Below are 25,308 nucleotides of genomic sequence, written 5' to 3'. Positions count from 1 at the left end.
TGTGATCCTGAAAAAGGTAGACTAAACCAGCGTTCGTTTTCTCAGGGTATGCAAACGTGCATAACAAATGCCACTGTAGAAAGCCCATAACAACATCAGGTGCAGCAATAACTTCGGATTCTCCCATATACTTGCCCCCGACTGTACCACCGCAGTATAGAGCTGTATAAATGGCGTAGTTGGCAATAACATCGATAACCACTGCACTGGCAACGGTAGAGACTCAAATGGCCAGGAATACCCGGTAATCAGGAAAATCGGGTACGTTGAAAAGGCCATCATCTGTAAACAGAGTAGCTGTGATTTGAATAAAGATCCGATAAACTGTCCCATTGGAATTAACGTAAGCAGGAACAGCAATAGCAATAAGCTCAGCTCAAAACCATTGCCCCTCATGGGCAGATCGAGCAGACTGTAATTGACATTGAGAAAGAAAAACGCATAGGCGGAGAACAGGATCAGGTAAAACAAGCCTTTACCCCAAATCGCAGTTGAGGCACCACCTCTTAACCAACCGCCTAAAGTAGCGTGTTGCCTTTCGGCTGCTACACTTTCCGAAAGACCGATCAGCAAAGTTTGTTGCAGAATTAACGCCAACAATCCAGGTAGCAGGAAAGCTCCGTAACTGGATCGCTCATTAAAGAGCGGTCGGTAATCGAGGCTAACGGGCATTACATTCTGCATCGCAATAGTGGAGGTCATCCCCTCACTCTTCTCAAAAAACCGGAGCCGGACTCCTGCCCCTACAGTCAGACAGATTTGTTGTACACTCGCCAGAATATCACTGGAAGGTAGAAATCTGGCAGCATTTACCGCCAATACCACATTACTTTGTTTGAGGCTTAACAGATTTGTTTGTGTCCCCCTGGGAATGTACATATAGCCCTGGCAATTCCCTGCATACATCTGTTCCTTTGCATCTTCCAGATTGGAAAAATGGAGTAGTTCTACCATCGGGGAATTGTCGATATTTTGCTGTAATAAACGAGACAAACGGGTTTGATCATCGTCTACGATGGCCAGTTTCACATTTTCTTCTTCTTTATTGATGTAAATACTGCCGTAAAAAAAGGCATATAACAAAGGGGCGATCAGCAAGGTAAGGAGCAAACTATGGTCCTTTACCACTAGTGCAGCCTCTCTCAGTAAAAGATTAATTAAGGACGGGTTCGGCTGCTGCTTCATTTTTGCTGTTATTAAATTGACGTTGGAAAAGAATTAGGGCAGTCGGGAACATGACGGCTGGAAACAACAATAACTTATACAAGTCGGCCTGCGCATAATAAAAAGGCAGGTTCATATAGTATATTTTAAAGAAAGTATCCAGAAAGGGGGTATACGGCATGATTGTCGCGTAATACTGATCATACCAGGGCATTGCCCAGCGTGGAAAAGTAAAACCACTGAACACAAAAGCCGGCGAAGTATAAAACAAGGCCACATCGCCTGAAAGCATCACATCTTTAAACAAGGCAGAGATGAACATTCCGATCCCGATACAGGCGATAGACAGTAAGGTATATAGGGCAAAAAACTTGCCTGTTGCCGCCGGAACGCCGATCTCAAAAAATGGGAAGAGGATAAAGGCAATGAGGACAAAATTGAACCAGCTGACCACCAGGTGGGCAATTGTTTTTCCGGTAATCACGCGAAATGCCGAGCCCTTTGCCAATTCATAAAGCTCCCCCATCGTATTCGTTTTGTACTCATAATTGAGCGCCAGCATACTGCTGATGATCAGAATCATTTGCATTCCCACAGTAATCAGTCCGGGCACGAGGTATTCCTGGTAATTGTAAGTCGCATTGTACAGCTGATAGGTGTCCAGTTTGATGGGGTTAGCCAAAGCCATTGCCCGATCTGGCTCCATCCCTGTCTTGACCAACTTCTTCAGCACAATTCCGGTACTACCGGTAATGATCACCTGTGCCGCAGCCTTATAGACCATTTTTGCTGGCACTAAAGCCGCCGCATTGGTATATAAAGTCACTGTTGTAGGGTGACGACTATAAATATCGTTCTGCATATTGACAGGAAAATGCACGGCGCCCATGATTTCCCCAGTCTGAATTGCACGCTGTACTTCTGCTTCGCTATACAATCTTTTGCTAATGCGCAACGCATCCCGTTGCTCCAGCAAAAAAATCAGCTGTCTGCTTACCGGACTTTGATCGTCATCCCAGATGGCAAAAGGAAGGTTTTTCGCCTCTTTTTCCTGATAGATATACGCGTAAAAAGAAAATAACAGGGCAGGAACCACCAACATCACCAGGTAAAATACCTTTAGCTGGAGAATCCTGTTCCATTCCCGAATAATGATCTGACAAGTCGAACGCATTATGGCAAAATTAAGGAAGCGGTCATGCCAGCACGCAGGCCTTTAATTCCGGCAGGGTTTTCTGGTTTCAGCTCTATGGTAAATGTTCTCAGTTCAAACTGTCCTTTGTCTTTTGTAGGCACCCAATTGGCAAATTCCAGGGTTGGTGCAATAGAAGTGACTTTTACTTCAAAAGATTCCGGATCACAGCCAGGCACTTTTACAGAGGCTTTAGAACCAACTTTCAAAAGGTTAGATTCATCCTGACGGACATTAAACCTCAACAGTTTGGAATTTTTCTTTTCAATGGTCATCATTGGATAACCGATAGAGACAATTTCACCCTGGTGGGTTACTAAGCTAGAAATCACCCCGTCTGCCGGAGCATGAACCCTCGTATTATCACCTAATGATTTTGTCAGCTCATAAGCCTGTTCTGCTTGTTTTACAATCGCATTAGCCGTTTTCATAATTTCAGGACGGGTACCATCTTTTAACATTTTCAGGTTCAGTTTCGCCATTTCCATTTCTTTTTTTGCAGCCTCATAGCGGAAATAGAAAACATCTCTTTCCTGACCGGAAATCACATCTGCGTTGTACAGACGTTGCATTCTGTCGTTGGTGGCACTAAATAGTTTGTACTGATCTTCGCTGATCTGGTAGAGTTTAGAAGTAGCATCGATCAATTCTGGTCTTGCCCCTTTTAATAATAATTCCTGCTGTCCTTTTGCGGCATCAATTGCGGCAAGGGCCTGTGCTTTTATCGCATCAATCTCGTTAGAACGGAGAATCGCTACGATCTGGCCCTCTTTTACTGTATCGCCAAGTTCTACCAGTAAAGAATCCAGACGGCCCGGGAATTCTGCCGCCACGTCTACGCTGGAAGCATCTACCATCCCGATGAAATTATTGGCTTCTTTTTTATTCCCTGCCAGGAAGAAGAACAACGCAGCGATGACCACTATAACAGGGATTAGTAAGGCCCAGTAATTTTTTATGATATCTTTCATGTATAGGTGTTTTATATCTTGAGTTTTATGTTTGTATTAATTGTAATTGTATGCGGATAATTTATTTAAGGAATTGTGCCAGTTCTTTGGGAGTTCCTATACTATTAAAGTAAGCGGCAACGGCCAGATAATAGCCAAAAACGGCAGTATGATAGCCTTTATCAATCTCTGTTTCGAACAGTAAAGCATCATTAACATCTTTAGGAGAAGAAAGTTGATTTTTCATCCTTTCGCCGATAAGCGTACTGGTGGTATGTGCTTCTTTCCTGGCATTGTCTAAGGCGTTCACATCATTTTGCAGCGACCTCATTTTATTTCTGGCCACTGTTGATTGCACCTGTAAGGCCAATCCTGCACTTTGCTCGCCAAGTTTAGCCTCTTCTACGAGTTTTCTGGCTGCTTGTGTGCGTTTACGCGTTTGTCCGTTAAATAAACTCCATTGCATTTCTACGCCGATAAACCAATCTGGCATCGTTACCGGAAGGTCTTTCTGGTAAAGGTTGTAATTACCAATGGCAAAAATATTAGGTAGGGAAAAGGATTTGCTGATCTTCTCTGCGGTTTTCGCATAGTTGATTTTACTTCCTGCGAGTCTGTAAATGGGGTTTGATACCCAAAAATCTTCTTTTGGTGCCGCCGGCACGATATGGCGGTATTTTAGCGTATCGGCGATTACGATATTCGAATCCAAGGGGATACCCAGCAGTTTATTCAACTCTACTTTCGCATTTTCCTGCTCTAGTTTAATGTTATTGAACTGGCTCTCTGCCTGAATCAGGACCACATTTGTCCAGCTTTTCTGGTATGGGGCAAGGATTTCGTTTTTCACCAGCTCCTGTGCGTAAACCTTATTTTTAGTTAATGCGGTCACCATCGTTTGCTGTTCGCGCAGCAAAGTATTCAGGAATAAAATCCGCAGGTACTGCAAAGAAATCAGGAATTCTACTTCCTTACCTACCAGGTCTACATTGATGTCTGCCGATTTAACCAATGATTCTGCGAGATTCCCCGCAGCATCCAGTTTATAACCCAGAAATATAGGCTGTCTAAAACCTACTCCAGCTACAAAATAAGACTGTCGGCTCAGGCTAGGATTATAATCCGGGTAAATAGCGCCGATCACATTTTTAGAAGTGTTGTAAATGCGGTCTTGTACCGATTGTGGAAGGGGATTCCCGGTAATTTCTTTGAACACTTCATTGGCCGTATTGACACTTTGCTGCGAAGAACCGTTCACCACCCCATCCCTTGCCTGTTGCAGGTTAATGGTTAAAGGACTGCTCAGATAGGTATAGCTGGACAGTAAATCCACCTTAGGCAGGTAGCTTTTCTGCTCTGCTTTCAGGTTGGCTTCTCCGGAAGCCAGGGAAGACTTTGCCTGTCTCAGGGTCAGGTTGTTTTGCTGTGCGAGCTTAAAACAATCCTCCAAAGTAGTATTCTGTGCGTTTGCCCCGATCCCCCAGACCATCAGGCCACAAAGGAGGACATAACTTTTATAGGTATGTATTTCTTTAAACATGTTACTTTTTTAAAACTTTACTCAAGGTATATTCCCAATTCATTCTGGCGATATTCAGGACGGAAATGCTTTGCGGACATTCCACTTCACAAGCTTCGGTATTGGTACAATGACCAAAATCTTCAAGGTCCATTTGTGCCACCATAGACAATACCCGTTTTTTCGATTCCATCTTTCCCTGTGGTAATTTAACGAGGTGTGCAATTTTAGCGGAGGTGAATAAAGCGGCACTGGAATTTTTGCAGGTAGCCACACAGGCGCCACAACCAATACATGCGGCACTATCGAAAGCCGATTCTGCCTGCTCATGTGTGATTGGGATGCCGTTCGCTTCCGGCGCTTGTCCGGTGTTTACAGAAACAAAACCTCCGGCCTGGATGATTCGGTCGAAAGCAGAGCGGTCTACGCGAAGGTCTCTTTTCACCGGAAAAGCAGCCCCTCTAAATGGTTCTATATAAATCGTATCGCCATCTTTAAACTCGCGCATGTGCAGCTGACAAGTGGTTAAATGTTTGACCGGGCCATGTGCACGGCCATTGATCATCATGCCACATTGTCCACAAATTCCTTCCCTGCAATCATGGTCGAACTCCACAGGGCGATCGCCGCTTAGAATTAGTTGTTCATTCAGGGTGTCCATCATTTCCAGAAAGGACATGTGTGGAATCACATTGTCCAATTCATAACCGACCAATTTCCCCGGACTACCGGCATCACTTTGTCGCCATATTTTTAAATAGATCTTCATAGCCGCTGTATTATTTGTAACTCCTTACGGTTAATTCTACATTTTCAAAATGCAGGGGTTCCGGAACCAGTAATTCTTCCTGATCCTCCCCCTGGTATTGCCAGGCTGATACGAAACAATATTTATCGTCGTTTCGTAAAGCCTCTCCTTCCGGAGTCTGATATTCTTCCCTGAAATGGGCGCCACAAGATTCTTCCCTGCTCAATGCATCCTGACACATCAGTTCTGAAATTTCCAGGTAGTCACTGATGCGGCCTGCTTTTTCCAGCTCTCCATTCATTTCCTCCTCGGTACCGGGCACTTTGAGGTTCTGATAGAAGTCTGCACGCAGATTTTTGATCTCCTGTATTGCTTTCGTTAATCCTGCTCTGCTTCTTGATAAACCACAATAGTCGTAAAGAAGTTTTCCCAATATTTTATGGTAGTGATCAGCAGTTTTTGTACCGTTAATGGCGATTAGTTTACCGAGCTGTGCTCTTACGCCAACTTCGGCATCTACAAACTCTTGTTCCTCCGTAGTCAGCCTGGCAGATTTAATTTCTCCGGCCAGGTAATCAGACACCACATAGGGTGCGATAAAATAACCATCCACACAAGCCTGCAACAAGGAATTAGCCCCTAATCTGTTGGCGCCATGGTCGGCAAAATTAGCTTCTCCTAAAGCAAATAAACCCGGAATGGTGGTCATCAGTTCATAATCCACCCATAAACCGCCCATAGAAAAGTGTGCGGCAGGCGAAATCATCATGGGTTCTTCGTAAGCATCGATATCTGTGATTTTACGGTACATATCAAACAGGTTTCCGTATTTCTCTTTAATCTTGTCTTTTCCCTGTTCTTTGATCGCTTTTGAAAAGTCAAGGTAAACGGCATTGAGCTGTGGACCTACGCCAAAACCGGCATCGATGCGTTCCTTTGCTGCACGGGAAGAAATATCCCTTGGTGCAAGGTTTCCAAAAGCAGGATAACGGCGTTCCAGATAGTAATCCCTTTCTGTTTCGGGAATATCATTGGGTTTCCTACTTTCAGGATTTTGCAAAGGCACCCAGATCCGACCGTCATTCCGTAAAGATTCGGACATCAAAGTCAGCTTACTCTGGTAACTACCTGATTGTGGTAAAGAAGTTGGGTGCACCTGTGTCCAGCTTGGACAGGCCATAAAGGCACCTTTTTTATGCGCCCGCCATATGGCAGAAGCGTTGCAGCCCATGGCCAGTGTAGACAAATAGTAAATCTTACCGAAGCCTCCGGTGGCCAGAATCACGGTATGGGCGCTATGTCTTTCGATCTCACCGGTATCCAGATTTCTCACAATAACTCCTCTCGCTTTCCCATCTACGATCACCAGATCCAGCATTTCATGTCTGGTATATAAGGTGACAGTTTTGGCGGCTACCTGTCTCATGAGTGCCTGATAGGCGCCCAATAACAGTTGTTGTCCGGTTTGTCCCCTTGCATAAAAAGTCCGGCTCACCTGTACACCACCAAAAGAGCGGTTGTTCAGGTATCCACCATATTCACGGCCAAAAGGTACGCCCTGGGCTACTGCCTGATCGATCAGCTGTGCCGAACATTCTGCCAGGCGGTAAACATTGGCTTCTCTGGAGCGAAAATCTCCTCCTTTAATCGTATCATAAAACATGCGATACACACTATCGCCGTCATTTTTATAGTTTTTCATGGCATTCACACCACCTTGTGCGGCAACAGAATGCGCTCTTCTTGCGGAGTCCTGGAAGCAAAATGATTTAACATTGTAGCCCATTTCTCCCAGAGATGCGGCAGCAGCACTTCCGGATAGTCCGGTACCTACCACGATCACATCCATTTTCTTTCTATTGGCGGGGTTTACCAGACGGGCATGGTCTTTATAAAAGCTCCATTTATCTTTTAAGGGGCCCGGCGGGATTTTAGCGTTTAATTCCATACCACATGCTGCGTTAAATAAATATAAACAGGGATAATTGCGAAGCCGAACGTAATCACGTAACTGTAAACCTTTCCAAAATTCCTTACCCAGTTAACGTATTTAGGATGGTAGAGTCCGAGAGAACGGGCGGCAGAAAAAAAGCCGTGTAGTAAGTGATAACCCAGTGCAAACATAGAAAGCACATAGAACAACACATACCACCAGTCCTGGTAAGCAGCGATCACAATACTGTATAAATCTTTATGTCCGGACTCGTCCATAGGTAAGGTTCCAAACTTGTATTGGTACCAGAAATCTTTGAAATGGAATACCAGGAAGATCAGGATCAATGTGCCTAGAATCCCCATATTCCGGGAATACCATTTGCTGGTAGCAGCTCTTCCATCTACAGCATATTTACCGGCAGTTTTTTTATTCTTCAGGGTGATCACCAGGGCATCTATACCATGTATCATGATAGCGGCATACAACACATAGGAAATGATTTTAATAAATATATTGCCCGAAAGCAGTTGGGAATAACCGTTAAAGCTTCCTTTTGCCTGTTCTGCTGGCAATAGCAATTGCAGGTTTCCCAGCAAGTGAATCACCAGAAAAAAACAGAGGAATAAGCCAGTTAAAGCCATCAATGTTTTACGCATCAGCGTAGAGGTATTTGTTTTTCTATCCATAGCTTTAAATTAAAATACGCCAATTACTTTCCACCAAAGTCCACCGATACCCATCCAGATGATCAGGAAAATGATGCTGAGAATAAAGCCCCTCGACCACCAATCTTTCACATCTACATACGTACTTCCAAAAAACACGGGGGCGGGTCCATGTCCGTAATGGGTTAAGGTGCCGAAAATACCACCGCAAAAACCCAGTGATAAAGCCAGTAACATCGGTGGAATACCAATAATTACGCCTACCCCTAATAATGCAGCATACATAGAGGCTACGTGTGCTGTTGCACTGGCAAACAGGTAATGACTGTAAAAATAGACCAGTATGATAATGGGAAAGGCGAGTGTCCAGCTCAGGCCACCAATCTGATCTTTCACCAGGTTGCTCAGCCATGGAATTAATCCGAGGGTATTTAACGCACTGCCCATCATCACCAAAGCGGAGAACCAGACAATCGTATCCCAGGCACCTTTTTCACTTTTCACATCTTCCCAGGTCAATACCCTGGAAAGCAGGAGAAATACCAGTCCGATAAAAGCGGTAGTAGTGGCATCGATTTTGAAAAAGTCGCCGCTTACCCATAACACCAGGAGCAGTACAAAAGCGATGAGCATCAACCATTCATTGGTAGAAACCGCACCCATTTCTTTTAGCTTATCCGTAGCCATTTTTGTTGCGCCCTGTGTGGCTTTAATTTCCGGCGGATATATTTTATAAAGTACATAAGGGATGACCAGCAGCGAAATAATACCGGGAACAATCGCAGCCCACATCCATGACATCCAGGTAATCTGAATACCCAGATCCGCAGCAAACTTCTGACACATGGGATTACTGGCGGTACCGGTAAGGAACATGGAAGAAGTGATGAGGTTGACATTATAACTGCTCAGACTCAGGTAGGCACCCAGTTTTCTGTGCGTTTCTTCCTGATCAGGAAAAGAGCCGAAGTTGATGGCCATTGCTTTCATAATCGGGTAAATAATACCACCTCCACGTGCTGTGTTACTGGGAATTGCAGGTGCGAGCACTAAATCTGCCAGGCCTAATCCGTAGCCTAAGCCCAGAGAACTGCGACCAAATACGCGGATAAAAAGATAGGCAATCCTGCTCCCCAGTCCCGTTTTTATAAAGCCACGGGCGATAAAGAAAGAGATCCCGATTAACCAGATCACCTTATCACCGAAGCTACTTAAAGCTAAAGAGATTGCCTTTCCCGGATCACCAGGCGCGAGTACGCCAGACACGGCCACAGCAGCAATAGCGATCATAGACATGGTGCCCATCGAAGCGGCCTTGAGAATAATCCCCAGGATAGTAGCCAGGAAAATGGCCAGTAGCTGCCATGCTTCTGCTTTGACCCCTTCCGGTTCCGGGATGAACCAAATGACCGCCCCGAATACCAGCGTAATCAGGAGCATTTTGTAGTTTATTTCTTGCATAGTTTGGTTTATACTATTTTAAAACAAGCTTATTTTATTAAAAACCGGGTTTCCCCTGATTAAAAACGGGCCTGCACCTGGCAGATCACCCGGTTGGTATTGTATTGTGTGGTGTTGGGTATATTTCTTTCGTAGCGGTCCATTTGCAGTCCGACTTGTACGCGGATGGCGTAAGCCTCGGCAAAAGAAGCGCTGAGCATTGGAATGTAAGTCTCCCTGGAATTTCCGGCCTGCCTGAAGTCAGCATCCAGATATTCATAGCGAAAGGCAAATTCAAGGTCTTTCAACCTTGTGTTTTTAAAGCTATAACTCACATTTGGCAACACATATACCCCTCTCATGGCATATTTGCTGACTGGTTTCAGTGGTGTTTCCTGTCCAAAGAACTCCTGACTGTTGATGCCTTGCTTATATTCAGAAACAAAACTCATCCCCCATCTGTCGTTCAGCTTTTTGGTATAGTCTACATCTACGCCATAAGCCCAGATCTTCTGTCCCATATTCTTTCCTACTCCTCCACTGGCACCCAGATGGGTGTTTTTGCTTAAGCCAAGGACTACTCTCGCAGGAAAAATCTTCCCATCGTCATTATCGCTGACCTGATTCCGGTTATTGCCGTTAAAAACACCTATCGAATATTGAATGGGAATTGCGATATCTTTAATCTGTCCAGAGAAACTTGCACCAATCTGGAAACTCTGCCAGCTATTAGCACCAAAGAGATAGTATTGATTAGAAAAGTCTATAGATTTGACAAAGTCTACCGGGTAATTATCTTCCTGTCCAAATTGCGGACGGAACTGTCCGAATTGAAAGTTCACATAATCATTGACACTATATTTGATATAGGCGTTTTCCAGCACTTTATTTTGTGGGTTTCCGGTAAAGTCACCGAAGTTGACCAGGATCACCGCATTGATACGGTCGTTGATGGCCGCATTCAGTTGTACCCTTGCCCGTTTTACGGAAAATGAATTGTGCGCAAAATGCTCATCACCGGAATGATGTAGCCCTTTGATGTCTACATCATCGTCCAGCGAGTAATTAAACTGGCTTTGCAACATGCCCGATAAAGTAAGTTTGGTCTTCGAGGACACCGGTATTTCGACCCCCTGGGCCTTTAATAAAACCGGTGTACATAGCATTGATAGAAACGTTAGAATTTTGAACTTCATTAATTTAGAGCTTTTGATGAGCATCACCTAAATAATAAGAAGGCGCCTTACCGGTGTTTTTAATAAAGGCCCTGAAAAAAGTAGTTCTGGAAGTAAATCCCGCCTGCCATGCCATGCCTTCTAAAGACAATTGTTTCCATTCTTCCTGGTGGATTTGTGACTTCACATATTCCACTCTCTGAAAGTTAATAAAATTCTGGAAATTTAACTGGTACTCCTTGTTAATCAGGCAGGAAAGATGATGTGCAGGTATACCGGTATCTTCTGCAAGATCTTTGATAGAATACCCTTTGGTAAGGAAAGGCTGCTGATCGGCAAGTGTTCTTTCTAAAGTTTCCAGATAGGCAGTACGCTTATCTTTACCATAGAGCAGGTGTCCCTGACAGGGGATGATTTTTTCCATCGGTTGCCCGACGTTTACCTCTGGTTGAGGTTCAGGTGAAAGTTTTCTTTTGAGGGTATTTATAAATCGGAAAATGGGGTGTTTTACGACTTGTGGAACGAAAAAAAGCAGATAAGCTGCGCTTACAAACGCGTTATTATCGATTTGCAGGGAAAAATGTACCATGTAATGAGCATTTAGTATTTCAAGGATAGATAGGATGTTTTTAGGCAACAGGAAAACTACCCCGGACGGAGATACCTGTTAGCATGAGGAGTATGTTTTTCCATAGGTAATGGATTTTGTAAGTTTTTTCCGCTAAGCAATTAATAATTTCACAACCTACATCTCTACAAAAAAGAGCTAAAAGCTCCGGTTTTAGAGATAGAGGTTTAGTATAGTACATTATTGAGGGAAAAAGGTTTTATTTATTTTGAAATAAATAATTACCTAAATAGAGGATTATTATCAGAATAATTCTATGTAAAGTTCCGCTCCTTTTATGAAGATAAAAGAAGGGAAACATTTAATTTCTTAACAAAAAATTAAGATACTGAAAAACTAAAATCTGAATTGCAGCGTAAGCTGAATTCGGCTATTATTGGCAGAATCGCCGTTTAAATTCTTTCTGCTGCCATATAAGTATTCAACACCACCTTTTACAAAGCTATTTGGATAATAGATCAGGTTTAAAATCCCATAATTAGACGCTTTAAAGTTCTGATCTGCAACAGTCCCCTTATTTTCAAGGTTTAAATATCCCCATCCGGCAGTCGAGCTAAATTTATCCGCCCACCAGTGATCATAAGAGGCAGATACTCCCCAAACAGCCAATACTTCCAGGTTGTCGCTGACCGGATTATAGACCCCATCGTAATTATCCGGGCCAATGTCGTTAATGTATTTACTGATCCCCTTGCCATAAGTGGCCTGAAACACGAAATTATCCTTATTTCCGGGTTGCTGTAATACGCCACTCGCACTTAAGCCGTATCCAAGCTTACTTTCTCTTTTCTGCTGCGCATCTTCGTATATAATAGGGTGTAATACTGATGCAAAACGCAGGTGACTTCCATCTTTACTGTACTGAATACTGCCGGTAATATCAGGTATTTGCTTTAAAGCTTTAAAGTCCGATTGCTCCGGCAGGGTTAGAAAACTCTGAGGGTCTTCCAATGCGAATGCTACTGCTGTGGTTTTGCTGACTGGCAGGGTTAACCTAAACTGTACTTGCCGACCGGAAGTCATCGCATTAGGCCCATTATAATCCAGCGTATTTGGATAAGCATCTACATCCATAAAGTTAGACCAGTACATTCCGACTAGTACCTTCCCATATTCGGCATAAGCATTTCTTAAATTCGGACTAAAAGAGCTGTTGAAAAGATCAAACTCCAAAACTGTTTTCAGCGCTTTCCCTTCAATCGGGATTTGTCCACTGAGGTTAAAACGACTGGCGGCAACACTATAAGTTGTATTGCTTTTTTTAGCATTGGGAATATCTATTCCGGAAGAGAGAAAGCCTAAAGGGCTGTTGTTATTGTGAAAATCATGAATGGCATCCGTCTGGATAAAACCACCGATCTGCAGGGCAACACTTTCATCGTCGGCCATAACCACACCGGTATACCTTCCCGATTCTACCGCACTTCTGGTTTGCGTTCTTGGCGGAGAAGCATTTTTCTTTAACCTGATGTCAAGGTAATTCAGGCGGGCTTCCAGACTATCCAGGCGTTTGCGGATCAGGGAATCTTTTTGCGCAAAAGCGGTCATCGCCAGCATTTGAAGGAGCAATAAAACGGGTGTCAGTTTAAGGAGAAGTCGCATCATTTGATCAGTTTTGATAGTACATAATATATAGTTCATTTATCCCGGCCTTCTTTTTCTTAACTCAGAGCATCCATCGCCTTTGAGCAGTGAAAGAAATGGTGAGCCATAGGTTGTTATTTTTATCTTTAATCCCATCGTACACTTCCGCGCGGATTAAATCCAGCTCATCTACGGAATGGAGTGGATAGCCTTCCGGTAAAAGAAAATCAATTTCTATCAGATGGTGCTTGCCGGTTTTAGCGATATGGCTTTTCACATCAAGGAAGTTCTTAGTACTCACAATCTCCTGAACCAGTGCCCTGGTAGTTCTTTCCACTTCATCATCGGGAGCAAATAAAAGCAGCTCTTTCAGGTTCCTGATCCCCGTTCGGATTGGCTCGACGAGAAAAATCAGCGAAGCCAGAATTACTAGTGCAGGATCTACATAAGGTACAAAGGCATGGAAACCCAGCCAGTCCAAAATAAAGGCAACCATCATTCCTATTAAAATCGCGATGCTCAAAAAAGTACCCAGTTGCCATTCCAGAGCCTCTATTTTCACAAACTCAGAAGCTACTTTCTGCGCTTTTCTCCTGAAATACAACCAGATAGCAAGAGATCCAAAAGCAGAAAATATTAAAAAGACAATGGCGACATCCAGGTTTACAATTCTACCGCCATGCATAAAATCCAGCGTTGCGGTAATCAGAGAATATAGACAGAGGAAGATGATGACGAGACATTGTATCAGAATGATAAAAGGTTCAAAATGAGCCCTTCCATAAGGAAGCACCTGGTCTTCTGGTTTTCTGATGAAGCGGATGGCGAAGATGGAGGCGATAGAAAGGATCATCCCAATCAGGCTGAAAAGACCGTCGAAAATAATGGCCTTGGCATCAGTCAGCAAGCCAAAAAAGATGCTTAAAAGTGCAAAAACACCTGTCAGATAAATAGATAGCTTAATCAGTCGGTTTTCAGTCAGGGCCATAATATATTTAATTCCTCAAAATACACAAAAGCCCTACCTGTATCTGCCCAACTAGGTTCCACATTCTAAAGTGAAACGCATTGCTCAACGCCTTACTCCTATTTGTTGAAGTGGATCAATAGCTTTGTTTTAGGGTCTATCTAAATCCTTAAACATTATGGCAGAAAATAATAAAAAAGTTGGTTTAATCCCAGTAATGCTGATGGTTGCAGGGAACATCATGGGCTCCGGAGTATTTCTTCTGCCTGCAAATCTGGCTTCTACCGGTGGCATTGCCATTTATGGCTGGCTGATCACCATTGTAGGCGCAATTGCCCTATCTATAGTGTATGCGAAGATCTCTTCGATAGACCGTAGTCCGGGTGGTTCTTATGCGTATGCAAGAAGAGCTTTTGGGCCTTTTCTAGGTTACCAGACCAATATGTTGTACTGGGTGGCCGCCTGGGTGGGTAATATCGCCATTGTGGTGGTCGGTGTAGGCTACCTCAGTTACTTCTTTCCTTTCTTAAAAGAACCAATTCCCGCTGCGATTTGCTCTATTGGAATTCTTTGGGGATTTGTACTGATCAATATCTCTGGTCCGCGGTTAATGACCAAAGTACAGGCCGTGACTACCGTTTTAGCCTTAATCCCCATTATCGGTGTGGCTGTATTTGGTTGGTTCTGGTTTAAAAGCAGCACCTACATGGAGGCCTGGAATGTGAGTGGAAAAAGCTCGCTTAGCGCCGTACAAAGTGTGTTAAATATTACGTTATGGGCATTTATAGGGGTCGAAACGGCTTCTGTCGTTGCCGGAGTAGTAGAAAATCCTAAAAAGAATGTACCTATTGCTACCGTTGGCGGGGTATTAATTGCCGCGGTTTCTTATATACTATCCAGCACTGCAATTATGGGGATGATTCCCAATGCAGAATTACAGGTTTCCTCTTCTCCTTTCGGCGATGCCGTAGCGATGGCCTTAGGAAAAACTGCCGGTGCGGTGGTGGCTTTCTGTGCAATGTTGGGCTGTTTAGGTTCTGTTGGTGGCTGGACCTTAGTAGCCGGACAAACGGCAAAAGCAGCAGCTGATGATGGTCTGTTCCCTAAAATATTCGGCAAAGTCAACAAAGACGGAATTCCGGTAACGGGTTTGATAATTGTAGGTATCCTGATGACCATCCTTCAATTGACTACCATCTCGCCAAATGCCGCAAAACAGTTCGGCGTGGTCTCTTCGATCACCGTAATTTTCACCGTTATCCCTTATATCTATACCTGTGCAGCATTAATGCTGATCGGTCATGGTAACCTTGGAGAAAAACGCAATGCTTATATCGGTATTATCGGCGTTGCCTTTATCTACTGTATCTGGTCTGTGATAAGTTCAGATTCTACTACCGTATTGGGTGCTTTCGTTTCTGTACTGATTACTACTGCACTTTACGCTTTCAATTATAACCGTACCCATAAAGGAGCATATCCACTTGATTCTAATTAAATAAATAAACCTATGATTCAACGTATCAATAAACTCAACAAAAGAAAAGTTCTGATCATCGATGATGAACTTCTTATTCTAAATACAGCCAATGGAAGAGCGGTCAGAGCATTGGTAAATGAATTGAATGATCGTAATTTTGAAGTGATCGAAGCGATTTCCTATGAAGATGCCCTATCGGTGATTATCTCTGACGCGGCGATCAGCTGCGTATTGCTGGACTGGACTTTAGGCGATAATGACGATACTACCCATCAACAGGGAACGGCATTACTAACGGAAATCAGAAAAAGAAATGCTGCTGTACCGGTATTCTTATTGGCAGAGAAAGGCGATCAGCATTCCTTTACCATAGAATCCATGAGCCTGGCTAATGAATTTATCTGGATGCTGGAAGATACTGCTTCCTTCCTGGGCGGAAGAATTGAGATTGCGATTCATCATTATTTCGAAAACCTATTACCCCCGTTTACTAAAGCCTTAATCAATTATACTGAAAATTCGGCAGAGTATTCCTGGGCTGCTCCGGGTCACCAGGGTGGGATTGCCTTTACAAAATCTCCGGTAGGAAGAGTATTTTTTGATTACTTTGGAGAGAACCTTTTCCGCACAGATACCGGGATCGAAAGAACACCACTCGGCTCTCTGCTAGACCATGAAGGGCCGGTTAAAGAATCAGAAGCTTATGTAGCCAAAGTATTTGGCTCGCATTTAAGTTACAACATGCTGAATGGCACTTCCGGTTCTAACAGAGCGGTGTTTGTGGCTGCGGTTAGCGATGGACAGTACGCGTTATGCGATAGAAATTGTCATAAATCCATCGAGCAATCCTTAACGATGACGAGTGCGATTCCGGTTTTCTTTATCCCAACCCGTAACCGTTTTGGGATCATCGGTCCGATTCCAGCGAAAGAATTTTCTCCGGAGGTGATCCAGTCGAAAATAAAAAACCATGCGCTTAAAGATTTAGCCGTTCAGGACAGACCGGTTTATGCCGTGGTCACGAACAGTACTTACGATGGTATGTGTTACAATTCTAAAGAACTTGAAAGTATACTGGCCCCAACCGTAGACCAGATCCATTTAGATGAGGCCTGGTATGCTTATGCCCGTTTCAACCCATTATACAAAGATCGCTTTGGCTTACGCGGCAAAGCGGAAGATCATCCAAAAGATGCTCCTACGATATTTGTAACGCATTCTACGCATAAATTATTAGCTGCACTATCGCAATCTTCTTACATCCATGTCAGGAATGGCAGAAAGCCAATTGAACATAGCCGGTTTAACGAATCTTATCTTTTACAGTCCACTACCTCTCCATTGTATGCGATCATCGCTTCTAATGAAATTGGTGCGGCGATGATGGATGGTCCACAGGGAGAAATCCTGATTCAGGATGTAATTGATGAGGCCGTAGATTTCCGTCAGGCATTAGCGCGTACGCAACGTGCTTTCCATCAGAAAAAAGACTGGTTCTTTGGTTCCTGGAATGCCCCAACGGTAACCGATCCGGCAACTGGAAAAGAGATAGATTTTGCAGATGCGCCTAAAGAATTGCTGAGTCATGATCCGAAATGCTGGGTACTAAAGCCCGGAGATGCCTGGCATGGCTTCGATCATATGACCGAAAACTGGTGTATGCTAGACCCGATTAAAGCAGGGATATTATGCCCCGGGATGGAAGATAATGGTAAATTGAGTACCTGGGGGATCCCCGCGGCTGTATTGTCATCTTTCTTATATGCGAAAGGAATCATCCCTTCCAGAACGACAGACTTTATGGTTCTTTGCCTGTTCTCTGTAGGAAATACTAAGGGGAAATGGGGTACATTGATCAATGCACTTTTAGAGTTCAAAAGATTTTATGATGAAAATGCACCATTAACGGCGACCATCCCTGACCTTCCTGCGAACTATCCTGATCGATATGGAAAGATGGGACTAAAAGACCTTGCGGATGAGATGTTCCATACCATGAGAGAAAGCAACATGGATAAATGGCAAACAGCAGCTTTTAGTCAGTTGCCAAAACCGGTCACCACGCCAAGGGTTGGTTTCCAAAAACTGATGTCGGGCGATGTAGAGTTATTGCCACTAGATAAATTGGCTGGCAGAACTTCTGCAGTAGGGGTTATTCCTTATCCTCCCGGAATTCCAATCATTATGCCGGGTGAAAACTTCGGTCCGGCCGACGGCCCATGGTTAAGCTATATCCGCAGCCTGCAGGATTGGGGAAGAAGGTTCCCTGGTTTTGAAAAGGTGGTGGAAGGATCAGAAATGAAAGACGATACCTACCATGTTTGGTGTTTAAAATAAGTCTTTAAAGTAAGACGGGGAAGTTTCCTCCGAAACCTCCCCGTCTAAATTAACGCTCTCATATATATAGACGCTCTTCTATCCGGTTTATTATATCCGACTGAAAATATTTTTACATTTCTTCTCTATCCCTGATCTCCGCGAAGCTTATTCTTAGCGCTAAGACTATTTCTCTTTCCTCATTAGTCTATTTACAATTAATCTAAATAATTCTTGCACTTGTCAGAATCAGCACTTACATTTGCGCCTTTCTAGAATTAATCTAAATAAACTCCTATGAAGAGACTTTACATTTTATTAAACATTACGCTACTTCTATTTATAACGCATACCACTTTTGCCCAATTGGCTTCGGCACCTGTAAGAGGAACAATTACTGGAAAAGTAAGTACCATTGATGGAAAACCTGCTGCATTTGTAAACTTACAGATCGTAGAAAACGGAAAGAAATCCTTGTCAAAGGAAGATGGTACTTTCATTTTTAACAACCTTAAAGCTGGAAACTATACGATTAAGTGCTCTTATGTTGGTTCAAAAGTGCAATCTCAAAAAGTTACGGTCATAGAAGGACAAACTTCTACCGTAGATTTCACGCTTTCGGAAAGCTCAGCTGATCTGGATGAAGTGGTAATTTCATCTTATAAATCTCAAAATCTAAAACCTGTTAGTGCGGGTAAGATTGCAATTAAACCAATGGATCTCCCTCAAAGTGTTTCCATTATTGGTAAAGAAGTGATCAGAGATCAACAAGCAAACCGTTTAAGTGATGTATTGAAAAATGTAAACGGTATTGCACTGGGTTCTACCAGAGGAACTACCGGAGATAACTTTTTTGCCCGTGGCTATAGCCTTGGTGCCAACAATTACTTTAAAAATGGTGCCAGATCAAATTCTGGTGCTTTACCTGAAGCCAGTACTTTAGAAAGTGTTGAAGTGCTGAAAGGTAGTGCTGCATTGCTTTACGGAAATGTAAGCAGTGGCGCAATCGTAAATATGGTAACTAAAAAACCACAATTTGAATATGGTGGTGAGGTATCCCTGCGTGCAGGTAGCTATGATCTATATAAACCTACCGGTGACATTTACGGTCCGATCACAAAGGATCTTGCTTTCCGCGTAATTGGTACTTATGAGAATGCAAGAAGTTACAGAAGCACTGTGAAATCTGAGCGTGTTTACGTAAACCCATCCTTATTATATAACATCAGCAAAAAAACAAGCCTTTTAGTACAAGGTGATTATTTAGACTACAACCTCACTCCTGATTTTGGAATTGGCTCTGTAGGCGGAAAAATCCCGACTAACATCTCACGTTCTGCATTCTTCAATACCGCATGGGCATATAATAAAGGTAAACAAGGAACGGCTTCTGGTGAATTAAACCACCAGTTCAATGACAACTGGAAGTTAAACGCAGTAGGTTCATTCCAATCTTTTAACAGAAACTACTTTTCTTCGGAAAGAATTCAGGCAGCTGCTAACGGCGACCTTGATCGTAAGTTAACCCGTTCAAAAACTGCGGAAGATTATTATACCGGCCAGGTAAACTTAAATGGTTTCTTTAAGACAGGTACCATCAAACATACTTTATTAGTTGGTATTGACGGTGATCGTTACCTGAACCTGGTGAACCAGTTTGACTTAAACACAAATACGGTTTATGATAAAATCAACACCCTTGATCCGAACAAATTTACGCCACGTACAGATATGCCGGTGACTAACATTACCGGATCTACAAAAACGCCAACAGATCGCGTAGGTGTTTATTTCCAGGATTTAATTGCGGTATCTGAAAAAGTAAAAGTACTTGCCGGTTTACGTTATTCTTACCAGGCAATCGCTGCTCCTGATGTATATTCAGTAGCAACAGGTGAAACTATTAAATCTCCTACAGTAAAGGCTAAATACGATCAGGCTTTCTCTCCAAGAGTTGGACTTGTTTACCAACCTTTCAAAACGACTTCCCTGTTTGCAAGTTACTCCAACAACTTTGCGCCAAACAATGGTGTAGATATTAATGGTGCAAATCTTAAAGCTTCCATCATCGATCAGTATGAGGTGGGTGTAAAAAATGATTTATTCAATGGAAAAATGACGGCCAATGTATCTGTATATAAAATCATTAACCATGACTTTGTACAAGGTGTAGTGCTTCCTGACGGACAATCAACGGTCGCAAAAGAATTTGCCGGTCAAACGACAAGTGACGGTTTCGAAGTTGATTTATCAGGAACGATTGTTTCAGGATTGAACTTCCTTGCAGGTTATAGCTATAACTTTATGCGCTACACCAAAACATCAGGATTACCTAACGGTAATATTGTAGGTGAGCGTTTAGTAGGAAATACTGCTCATACTGCAAATGGAACATTATTCTATACTTTCAGTGAAGGCGCCGTAAAAGGACTTAAATTAGGTGCTTCCGGATTTTACACTGGTAAACGTTATGCCGGATGGAACAATACACCAGCAGACTTAGCCAGTGCTACCGGCTCACGTCTGATTCCGGTTAAAGGTTTCACTACATTTGATTTATCTGCTGGTTACAACTTTAAAAAGTTCTCTATCCTGGGTAAAGTTTCGAATATTGGAAATACTTTAAATTACTATGTTCATGAGAACTACAGTATCAACCCAATTCCACCAAGACAATTTATGACTACCTTAAGCTACAGATTCTAAGACGCTAAAATATATTTTTAAAAAGGAGTTGTCTTTTCAGACAACTCCTTTTTTGTTTGCAGGGGATTTTCTTTACTGACTGATTTTCAAGCCGGAGTTTTTTAGCAGGATAAGGAATTCCAATCCTATATGGAAGAAAAAAATAGTCCTGCCTATACCGAATGGCCTGTGTTTTGCGTTAATGCACGAAAGAGACCCGCTAAATTATAACCGGGCCCTGAATAAAGAAAGATAAGATGAAGATTATTGCCCTTGCGCTCTTACTAACCCTCCCGTTTACCAGCCCTGCTCCTCAGTCTAATATCCTTTCACCAGATGACAGCTGGACCAGAGAAGAGCTGAGAATGGCCAATACCGCGGGTAATGCCAGTTATCTGACTCCCGAAGAAAAAGATATGGTGATTTACATGAACCTGGCCAGAATGGATGGTGCCAGATTTTTTGACACCTATTTTCAGGATTTTGTAGATGCCTACAATACCAGAGTAAGGCAATATGGTAATTATGAGGAGCTAAAAGTGAGCAGAAATGACAATTACTACCGCACATTGAGAAGAGATCTTCAACAGGTTAAGGATTTTCCGGTGTTTTGGCCGGACAGGGCGCTCAGTAATGTTGCCAGAGCACATGCAAAAGACTTAAACAGAAACAATTATGCGGGCCATACTTCTAAAGACGGGCGTACGCTAAACCAACGTGTTGCTACCGTATATCCGAAAAGATCTAATGGAGAATGTATCGCTTTTGGTTTCAATTCCGGCCTGGAAAACGTATGTATGTTACTGCTGGACAAGGGTGTTCCGGACCTGGGACACCGAAAACTGATCTTAAACAAATCCGCTGAGCTGAACACGGTTGGTTTGAGTATTCAACCTCACCCAAGGTACCGTTATTGTGCTGTCATCGACTTTGTATCCCTCCCGGATTAATTTTTACAATTAATAACATCAAATTCCTTTGAATTGAGGAAAAAGGTGCCGAGCTTTGCACCAATGAAAACAACTGACGATAAGTACAACACCGCGTATAAACGCTTCGGCCGATATGAGCGGGAGAACTACGCTTTCGGCTTTGTTTTCCAGAGTACCTCGAGAGATTTTATTCTCTTAGCCCCGAGTCCTTCGCCATAAGATTCTCGATTCAGGGGCCTATTCTATTCGAAAAATTATTATTTAAATTCATTTTGAAGGTATAAGATTCAAAAATCATATACCTCAGGATGCTCATTTTACTTTTATTTATCACCATCTTATGAAACAAAAAGGATTTCGTTCCATACTAGGAACAGTATTTCTTTGGATCGCCTTATTTGGCATTATCGCTTTAATCGTGAACGCATTTTATCAAAAATCTGCCTTCCATTTATTAATAGCGTTGCCCGTTATTCTGATTACGGCTCTTGCATACGACCGTTTTCAATCTAAACACGCCGTTCTCCGCAATTATCCGGTGATTGGCCGCTTACGCTATTTCTTCGAATCCATCAGACCAGAAATGCGTCAGTATTTCTTTGAATCGGAATTGGATGGAAAGCCTTTTAATCGTCGTCAGCGTTCCATTGTTTACCAAAGAGCAAAAAATGAAAGAGAAACAGTAGCCTTCGGAATGCAGGTAGACCCTTATCAGGAAGGATATGAGTGGGTATCCCACAGTATTTACCCGAAAAGGATTTCTAATATGGACCTAAGAGTGAAAGTTGGTGGTTTGGTATGTTCACAGCCTTACGACCTGAGTATCCTGAACATCGGAGCAATGAGTTTTGGTGCATTGAGCAAAACAGCGATTCAATCGCTCAGCCATGGTGCCCATTTGAATAAATTTGCACACAATACCGGCGAAGGTGGGATTAGTCCTTATCACGTTAAAGGTGGTGGCGACCTGATCTGGCAGGTAGGTACCGGTTATTTCGGTTGTAGAGATGCAGAAGGTAAATTTGATGCCGCGCTGTTTCAAAAGAACTCAAAAAGAGAGTACGTGAAAATGATTGAGCTGAAGTTATCTCAGGGTGCGAAACCTGGTCATGGTGGTATTTTACCGGCAGCCAAAAATACGCCTGAGATTGCAGAAATCAGAAATGTGGTAGCAGGAACAACGATCCTTTCTCCACCAGCACACAGCACCTTCTCTGATGCAACAGGTCTGATGCACTTTATCCAACAGTTGCGTGAGCTTTCAGGTGGCAAACCAGTCGGCTTTAAACTGTGTATCGGTAGCAAAGAAGAGTTTGTTGAGATCTGTGAAGCGATGGTAGCCACTAAAATTTCTCCGGATTTCATTACCATTGATGGTGCAGAAGGTGGAACCGGTGCCGCTCCGCTGGAATATACAGATTATGTAGGGATGCCTTTATTAGATGCCCTTGCTTTTGTAAACATCACCTTGAAACAATACGGATTAAGAGAAGACATTAAAATCCTGGCCTCAGGAAAAATCATTACCGGATTTGACATTATGCGCGTCGTTGCATTAGGTGCAGATGCCTGTTATAGTGCAAGAGGCATGATGATGGCCCTGGGTTGTATTCAGGCCCTTAAATGCGACAGTGGTAAATGCCCTGTAGGTATTGCTACTCAAGATAAAAGCTTATTTAAAGGAATTGACGTAACCGATAAGAAACATCGTGTCGCCAACTTCCATAAAAATACCGTTCACGCTACGATAGAGCTGATGGAAGCTTGTGGTTTTGATACCTTAAATGAGATTAAACCAGAACGTTTCAACAGAAGAATTGATACGACGAAAACGTTGAACTTTAAAGACATCTATTTTTCCTAGAGCATGATATTATAGAGAAATAGCTAACAATGATCAAAAAGGGCTGTCTTCCATAAGGAGATAGCCCTTTTGATTAATTTACCATTAATAAATCATTATCAATACTTAGCTTTGGAGCAAATATTTAAAAATTGAAAATAAAAGACACAACGGGCCTGAACCTTTATCTGGTGCTGGCTTATCGCTTTCTGATATTATTATTACTATATACCTTGTGCAGAATCGGTTTTTACCTTTTCAATCAGGATCTCTTCCAAAACATTACAATCGCTAAGTACCTCTACATCCTTTGGGGTGGACTAAAATTTGATGTTTCCGCTTTAATCTACATCAATGCGATTTATATTCTTGCGCATGTAATTCCTTTTCCTTTCCGTTATAACGAAGGTTATCAAAGGTTTTTCAAATGGTGGTTCATTATCACCAACAGTTTAGGGATTGTTGCCAATCTAATTGATTTCGTTTACTATAAATTTACACTTAAAAGAACAACAGCAACGGTTTTCAACCAGTTTAGCAATGAGAATAACAAGCTGAAACTCTTTGGTGATTTTCTGAAAGACTATTGGTACCTGTTGATTTTGCTGGCCGTATTTATCGGGTTCTTCATCAAATTATATCAATTGATCCAGGTTAAAAAGACAGCTGTTTTTACCTGGCCAGTCTATGTTTTACATACGGTATTGATGTTTATGATCGCTGTAATGTGCATCACCGGCGTTCGTGGCGGTTGGGGATTTGGTACCAGACCAATCACTTTAAGCAATGCGGGTGAATTTGTGGATACTCCGGATCAGATGAGTCTGGTACTGAACACGCCTTTTGCCATCATCAGGACCTTAAAAGCGTCCAGGTTAAAGCAACTAAATTACTATGATGAGCAAACTTTAAATGCCATTTACAACCCGATACAGCAACAAAAAGATACCGCAAAATTCAACAGGTTAAATGTCATGTTCATCATTGTGGAAAGTCTGGGAAAAGAGCATATAGGCTACTTTAACAAGGACCTCGATGGCGGAAAATACAAAGGATACACCCCTTTTCTGGATTCTTTAGCAGCTCAGAGTTATACTTTTAACAGGAGTTTTGCCAATGGCAGGAAGTCTATCGATGCCTTACCTTCTATAATTACCGGTATTCCTTCCATCAACGAACCTTTTGTACTCTCGATTTATTCGGGTAACAAAACCACCAGTATCGCTAAAATTCTAGGCGATGAAGGCTATGAAACGGCCTTTTTTCATGGTGCTCCGAATGGCTCTATGGGCTTTTCTTCTTATACGAACCTGGCAGGGATCAAGAAGTATTTCGGACAAAATGAATATCAAAAGACTGGTGACTCTGATGGCACCTGGGGCATTTGGGACGATCCCTTTTTACAATACACGGCGCAAACGATGAACACGCTGAAACAACCATTCTTTGCCAGTGTCTTCACTTTATCTTCCCACCACCCTTTCCGTGTTCCGGATGAATATGCAGGTAAATTTCCTAAAGGACCACTTCCGGTACAAGAGCCCCTGGGTTATACGGATATGGCCTTGCGCAATTTCTTTAAAACCGCATCCGGCATGCCATGGTTTAAGAACACGTTATTTGTACTTTGTGCTGATCACGCTACAGTTTCTTATCACCCGGAATACCAAAATACTCCCGGATACTTCTCCATCCCGATTATCTTTTATCGCCCGGATGGCTCATTAAAAGGATTATCAGATAAGCTGGTGCAACAAATAGACATTATGCCTACCGTTTTGAATTACCTACATTACGACAAACCTTATTTCTCCATGGGATTTGATGCTTTTGAGGAGAAAACGGATAACTTTGTGCTGAACAATAACGATGGTTCTTTTAACTTTTACATGGGCGATTATTACCTGGTAAATGATGGCAAGAATAACCTTGCCTTATATAACCTGAAAAAGGACCGCCTCAGTAAGCACAATATTCTGGCAGAAGAACCGGAAGTTGCCGCTGCCATGGAAAAGAAATTAAAAGCTTTCAGACAACAGTATAACAACAGAATGATCGCAAACCAGTTAACCTATAAATAATAA

General features: G+C 42.7%; 19 protein-coding genes. 7 read left to right on the top strand and 12 right to left on the bottom strand.

Annotated features, from left to right (window positions below; genetic code table 11):
* Positions 1–21: 21 nt before the first annotated feature.
* The 12 genes from OQX61_RS08610 to OQX61_RS08555 all read right to left on the bottom strand — a co-directional run bounded on the left by OQX61_RS08610 (position 22) and on the right by OQX61_RS08555 (position 13,989).
* On the bottom strand, positions 22–1,185 hold the full coding sequence (locus tag OQX61_RS08610; protein WP_265841257.1) for an ABC transporter permease: 1,164 nt from the start codon (positions 1,183–1,185) through the stop codon (positions 22–24).
* A complete protein-coding gene (locus tag OQX61_RS08605) occupies positions 1,154–2,338 on the bottom strand; it encodes an ABC transporter permease (protein ID WP_265841256.1) in 1,185 nt (394 codons plus the stop codon). Before OQX61_RS08605 ends, OQX61_RS08610 begins: the two co-directional genes overlap by 32 nt.
* Positions 2,338–3,327: an efflux RND transporter periplasmic adaptor subunit gene (locus OQX61_RS08600; RefSeq protein WP_265841255.1), complete on the bottom strand. Its 990-nt coding sequence runs from the start codon at positions 3,325–3,327 to the stop codon at positions 2,338–2,340. The genes OQX61_RS08605 and OQX61_RS08600 overlap by 1 nt, the downstream gene beginning before the upstream one ends.
* 61 nt (positions 3,328–3,388) lie before the next feature.
* A complete protein-coding gene (locus OQX61_RS08595) occupies positions 3,389–4,846 on the bottom strand; it encodes a TolC family protein (RefSeq protein WP_265841253.1) in 1,458 nt (485 codons plus the stop codon).
* Position 4,847: 1 nt separating this feature from the next.
* Entirely contained in the window at positions 4,848–5,594 is a 747-nt protein-coding gene (locus OQX61_RS08590) for a succinate dehydrogenase/fumarate reductase iron-sulfur subunit (RefSeq protein ID WP_265841251.1), read from the bottom strand.
* A gap of 10 nt (positions 5,595–5,604) precedes the next feature.
* On the bottom strand, positions 5,605–7,521 hold the full coding sequence (locus OQX61_RS08585; protein WP_265841250.1) for a fumarate reductase/succinate dehydrogenase flavoprotein subunit: 1,917 nt from the start codon (positions 7,519–7,521) through the stop codon (positions 5,605–5,607).
* Positions 7,512–8,195 carry a succinate dehydrogenase cytochrome b subunit gene (locus OQX61_RS08580; RefSeq protein WP_265841249.1) on the bottom strand — a complete coding sequence of 228 codons (684 nt, stop codon included), beginning with the start codon at positions 8,193–8,195 and terminating at the stop codon, positions 7,512–7,514. The genes OQX61_RS08585 and OQX61_RS08580 overlap by 10 nt, the downstream gene beginning before the upstream one ends.
* Positions 8,196–8,204: 9 nt before the next feature.
* Complete coding sequence (locus OQX61_RS08575; RefSeq protein ID WP_265841248.1) at positions 8,205–9,635, bottom strand: anion permease; 1,431 nt, start codon at positions 9,633–9,635, stop codon at positions 8,205–8,207.
* A gap of 59 nt (positions 9,636–9,694) precedes the next feature.
* Positions 9,695–10,810, bottom strand: a complete 1,116-nt coding sequence (locus OQX61_RS08570) for a porin (protein WP_265841246.1) — start codon at positions 10,808–10,810, stop codon at positions 9,695–9,697.
* A gap of 4 nt (positions 10,811–10,814) precedes the next feature.
* Positions 10,815–11,378 (bottom strand): helix-turn-helix domain-containing protein, encoded by a 564-nt coding sequence (locus OQX61_RS08565; protein WP_265841245.1) that lies wholly within the window; start codon positions 11,376–11,378, stop codon positions 10,815–10,817.
* Positions 11,379–11,753: 375 nt separating this feature from the next.
* A complete protein-coding gene (locus OQX61_RS08560; RefSeq protein ID WP_265841244.1) occupies positions 11,754–13,022 on the bottom strand; it encodes a DcaP family trimeric outer membrane transporter in 1,269 nt (422 codons plus the stop codon).
* Between the two features lie 61 nt (positions 13,023–13,083).
* Positions 13,084–13,989, bottom strand: a complete 906-nt coding sequence (locus tag OQX61_RS08555) for a cation diffusion facilitator family transporter (protein ID WP_265841243.1) — start codon at positions 13,987–13,989, stop codon at positions 13,084–13,086.
* A gap of 157 nt (positions 13,990–14,146) precedes the next feature.
* Here OQX61_RS08555 and adiC point away from each other — a divergent pair, with 157 nt between their 5' ends.
* The 7 genes from adiC (at position 14,147) to OQX61_RS08520 (ending at position 25,305) form a co-directional block, all read left to right on the top strand.
* Complete coding sequence (gene adiC / locus OQX61_RS08550) at positions 14,147–15,466, top strand: arginine/agmatine antiporter (protein ID WP_265841242.1); 1,320 nt, start codon at positions 14,147–14,149, stop codon at positions 15,464–15,466.
* A 12-nt stretch (positions 15,467–15,478) separates the two neighbouring features.
* Positions 15,479–17,785 (top strand): Orn/Lys/Arg decarboxylase N-terminal domain-containing protein, encoded by a 2,307-nt coding sequence (locus tag OQX61_RS08545; RefSeq protein WP_265841241.1) that lies wholly within the window; start codon positions 15,479–15,481, stop codon positions 17,783–17,785.
* A gap of 276 nt (positions 17,786–18,061) precedes the next feature.
* Entirely contained in the window at positions 18,062–20,470 is a 2,409-nt protein-coding gene (locus OQX61_RS08540; RefSeq protein ID WP_265841240.1) for a TonB-dependent receptor, read from the top strand.
* 236 nt (positions 20,471–20,706) lie between these two features.
* Positions 20,707–21,399: a CAP domain-containing protein gene (locus OQX61_RS08535; protein ID WP_265841239.1), complete on the top strand. Its 693-nt coding sequence runs from the start codon at positions 20,707–20,709 to the stop codon at positions 21,397–21,399.
* A gap of 63 nt (positions 21,400–21,462) precedes the next feature.
* On the top strand, positions 21,463–21,600 hold the full coding sequence (locus OQX61_RS08530; RefSeq protein WP_265841238.1) for a hypothetical protein: 138 nt from the start codon (positions 21,463–21,465) through the stop codon (positions 21,598–21,600).
* A gap of 121 nt (positions 21,601–21,721) precedes the next feature.
* A complete protein-coding gene (locus OQX61_RS08525; RefSeq protein WP_265841237.1) occupies positions 21,722–23,245 on the top strand; it encodes a glutamate synthase-related protein in 1,524 nt (507 codons plus the stop codon).
* A gap of 131 nt (positions 23,246–23,376) precedes the next feature.
* Complete coding sequence (locus OQX61_RS08520) at positions 23,377–25,305, top strand: LTA synthase family protein (RefSeq protein ID WP_265841236.1); 1,929 nt, start codon at positions 23,377–23,379, stop codon at positions 25,303–25,305.
* Positions 25,306–25,308 lie beyond the last annotated feature (3 nt).

This window comes from Pedobacter sp. PLR (genome assembly GCF_026239675.1).
Lineage (GTDB): Bacteria > Bacteroidota > Bacteroidia > Sphingobacteriales > Sphingobacteriaceae > Pedobacter.
This window is presented reverse-complemented; position numbering and strand designations above follow the sequence as displayed.

Excerpts from the sequence above, each read along its gene's own strand:
- OQX61_RS08610 (WP_265841257.1), bottom strand. The coding sequence starts at position 1,185 with ATGAAGCAGCAGCCGAACCCGTCCTTAATTAATCTTTTACTGAGAGAG.
- OQX61_RS08605 (WP_265841256.1), bottom strand. The coding sequence starts at position 2,338 with ATGCGTTCGACTTGTCAGATCATTATTCGGGAATGGAACAGGATTCTC.
- OQX61_RS08600 (WP_265841255.1), bottom strand. The coding sequence starts at position 3,327 with ATGAAAGATATCATAAAAAATTACTGGGCCTTACTAATCCCTGTTATA.
- OQX61_RS08595 (WP_265841253.1), bottom strand. The coding sequence starts at position 4,846 with ATGTTTAAAGAAATACATACCTATAAAAGTTATGTCCTCCTTTGTGGC.
- OQX61_RS08590 (WP_265841251.1), bottom strand. The coding sequence starts at position 5,594 with ATGAAGATCTATTTAAAAATATGGCGACAAAGTGATGCCGGTAGTCCG.
- OQX61_RS08585 (WP_265841250.1), bottom strand. The coding sequence starts at position 7,521 with ATGGAATTAAACGCTAAAATCCCGCCGGGCCCCTTAAAAGATAAATGG.
- OQX61_RS08580 (WP_265841249.1), bottom strand. The coding sequence starts at position 8,195 with ATGGATAGAAAAACAAATACCTCTACGCTGATGCGTAAAACATTGATG.
- OQX61_RS08575 (WP_265841248.1), bottom strand. The coding sequence starts at position 9,635 with ATGCAAGAAATAAACTACAAAATGCTCCTGATTACGCTGGTATTCGGG.
- OQX61_RS08570 (WP_265841246.1), bottom strand. The coding sequence starts at position 10,810 with ATGAAGTTCAAAATTCTAACGTTTCTATCAATGCTATGTACACCGGTT.
- OQX61_RS08565 (WP_265841245.1), bottom strand. The coding sequence starts at position 11,378 with ATGGTACATTTTTCCCTGCAAATCGATAATAACGCGTTTGTAAGCGCA.
- OQX61_RS08560 (WP_265841244.1), bottom strand. The coding sequence starts at position 13,022 with ATGATGCGACTTCTCCTTAAACTGACACCCGTTTTATTGCTCCTTCAA.
- OQX61_RS08555 (WP_265841243.1), bottom strand. The coding sequence starts at position 13,989 with ATGGCCCTGACTGAAAACCGACTGATTAAGCTATCTATTTATCTGACA.
- adiC (WP_265841242.1), top strand. The coding sequence starts at position 14,147 with ATGGCAGAAAATAATAAAAAAGTTGGTTTAATCCCAGTAATGCTGATG.
- OQX61_RS08545 (WP_265841241.1), top strand. The coding sequence starts at position 15,479 with ATGATTCAACGTATCAATAAACTCAACAAAAGAAAAGTTCTGATCATC.
- OQX61_RS08540 (WP_265841240.1), top strand. The coding sequence starts at position 18,062 with ATGAAGAGACTTTACATTTTATTAAACATTACGCTACTTCTATTTATA.
- OQX61_RS08535 (WP_265841239.1), top strand. The coding sequence starts at position 20,707 with ATGAAGATTATTGCCCTTGCGCTCTTACTAACCCTCCCGTTTACCAGC.
- OQX61_RS08530 (WP_265841238.1), top strand. The coding sequence starts at position 21,463 with ATGAAAACAACTGACGATAAGTACAACACCGCGTATAAACGCTTCGGC.
- OQX61_RS08525 (WP_265841237.1), top strand. The coding sequence starts at position 21,722 with ATGAAACAAAAAGGATTTCGTTCCATACTAGGAACAGTATTTCTTTGG.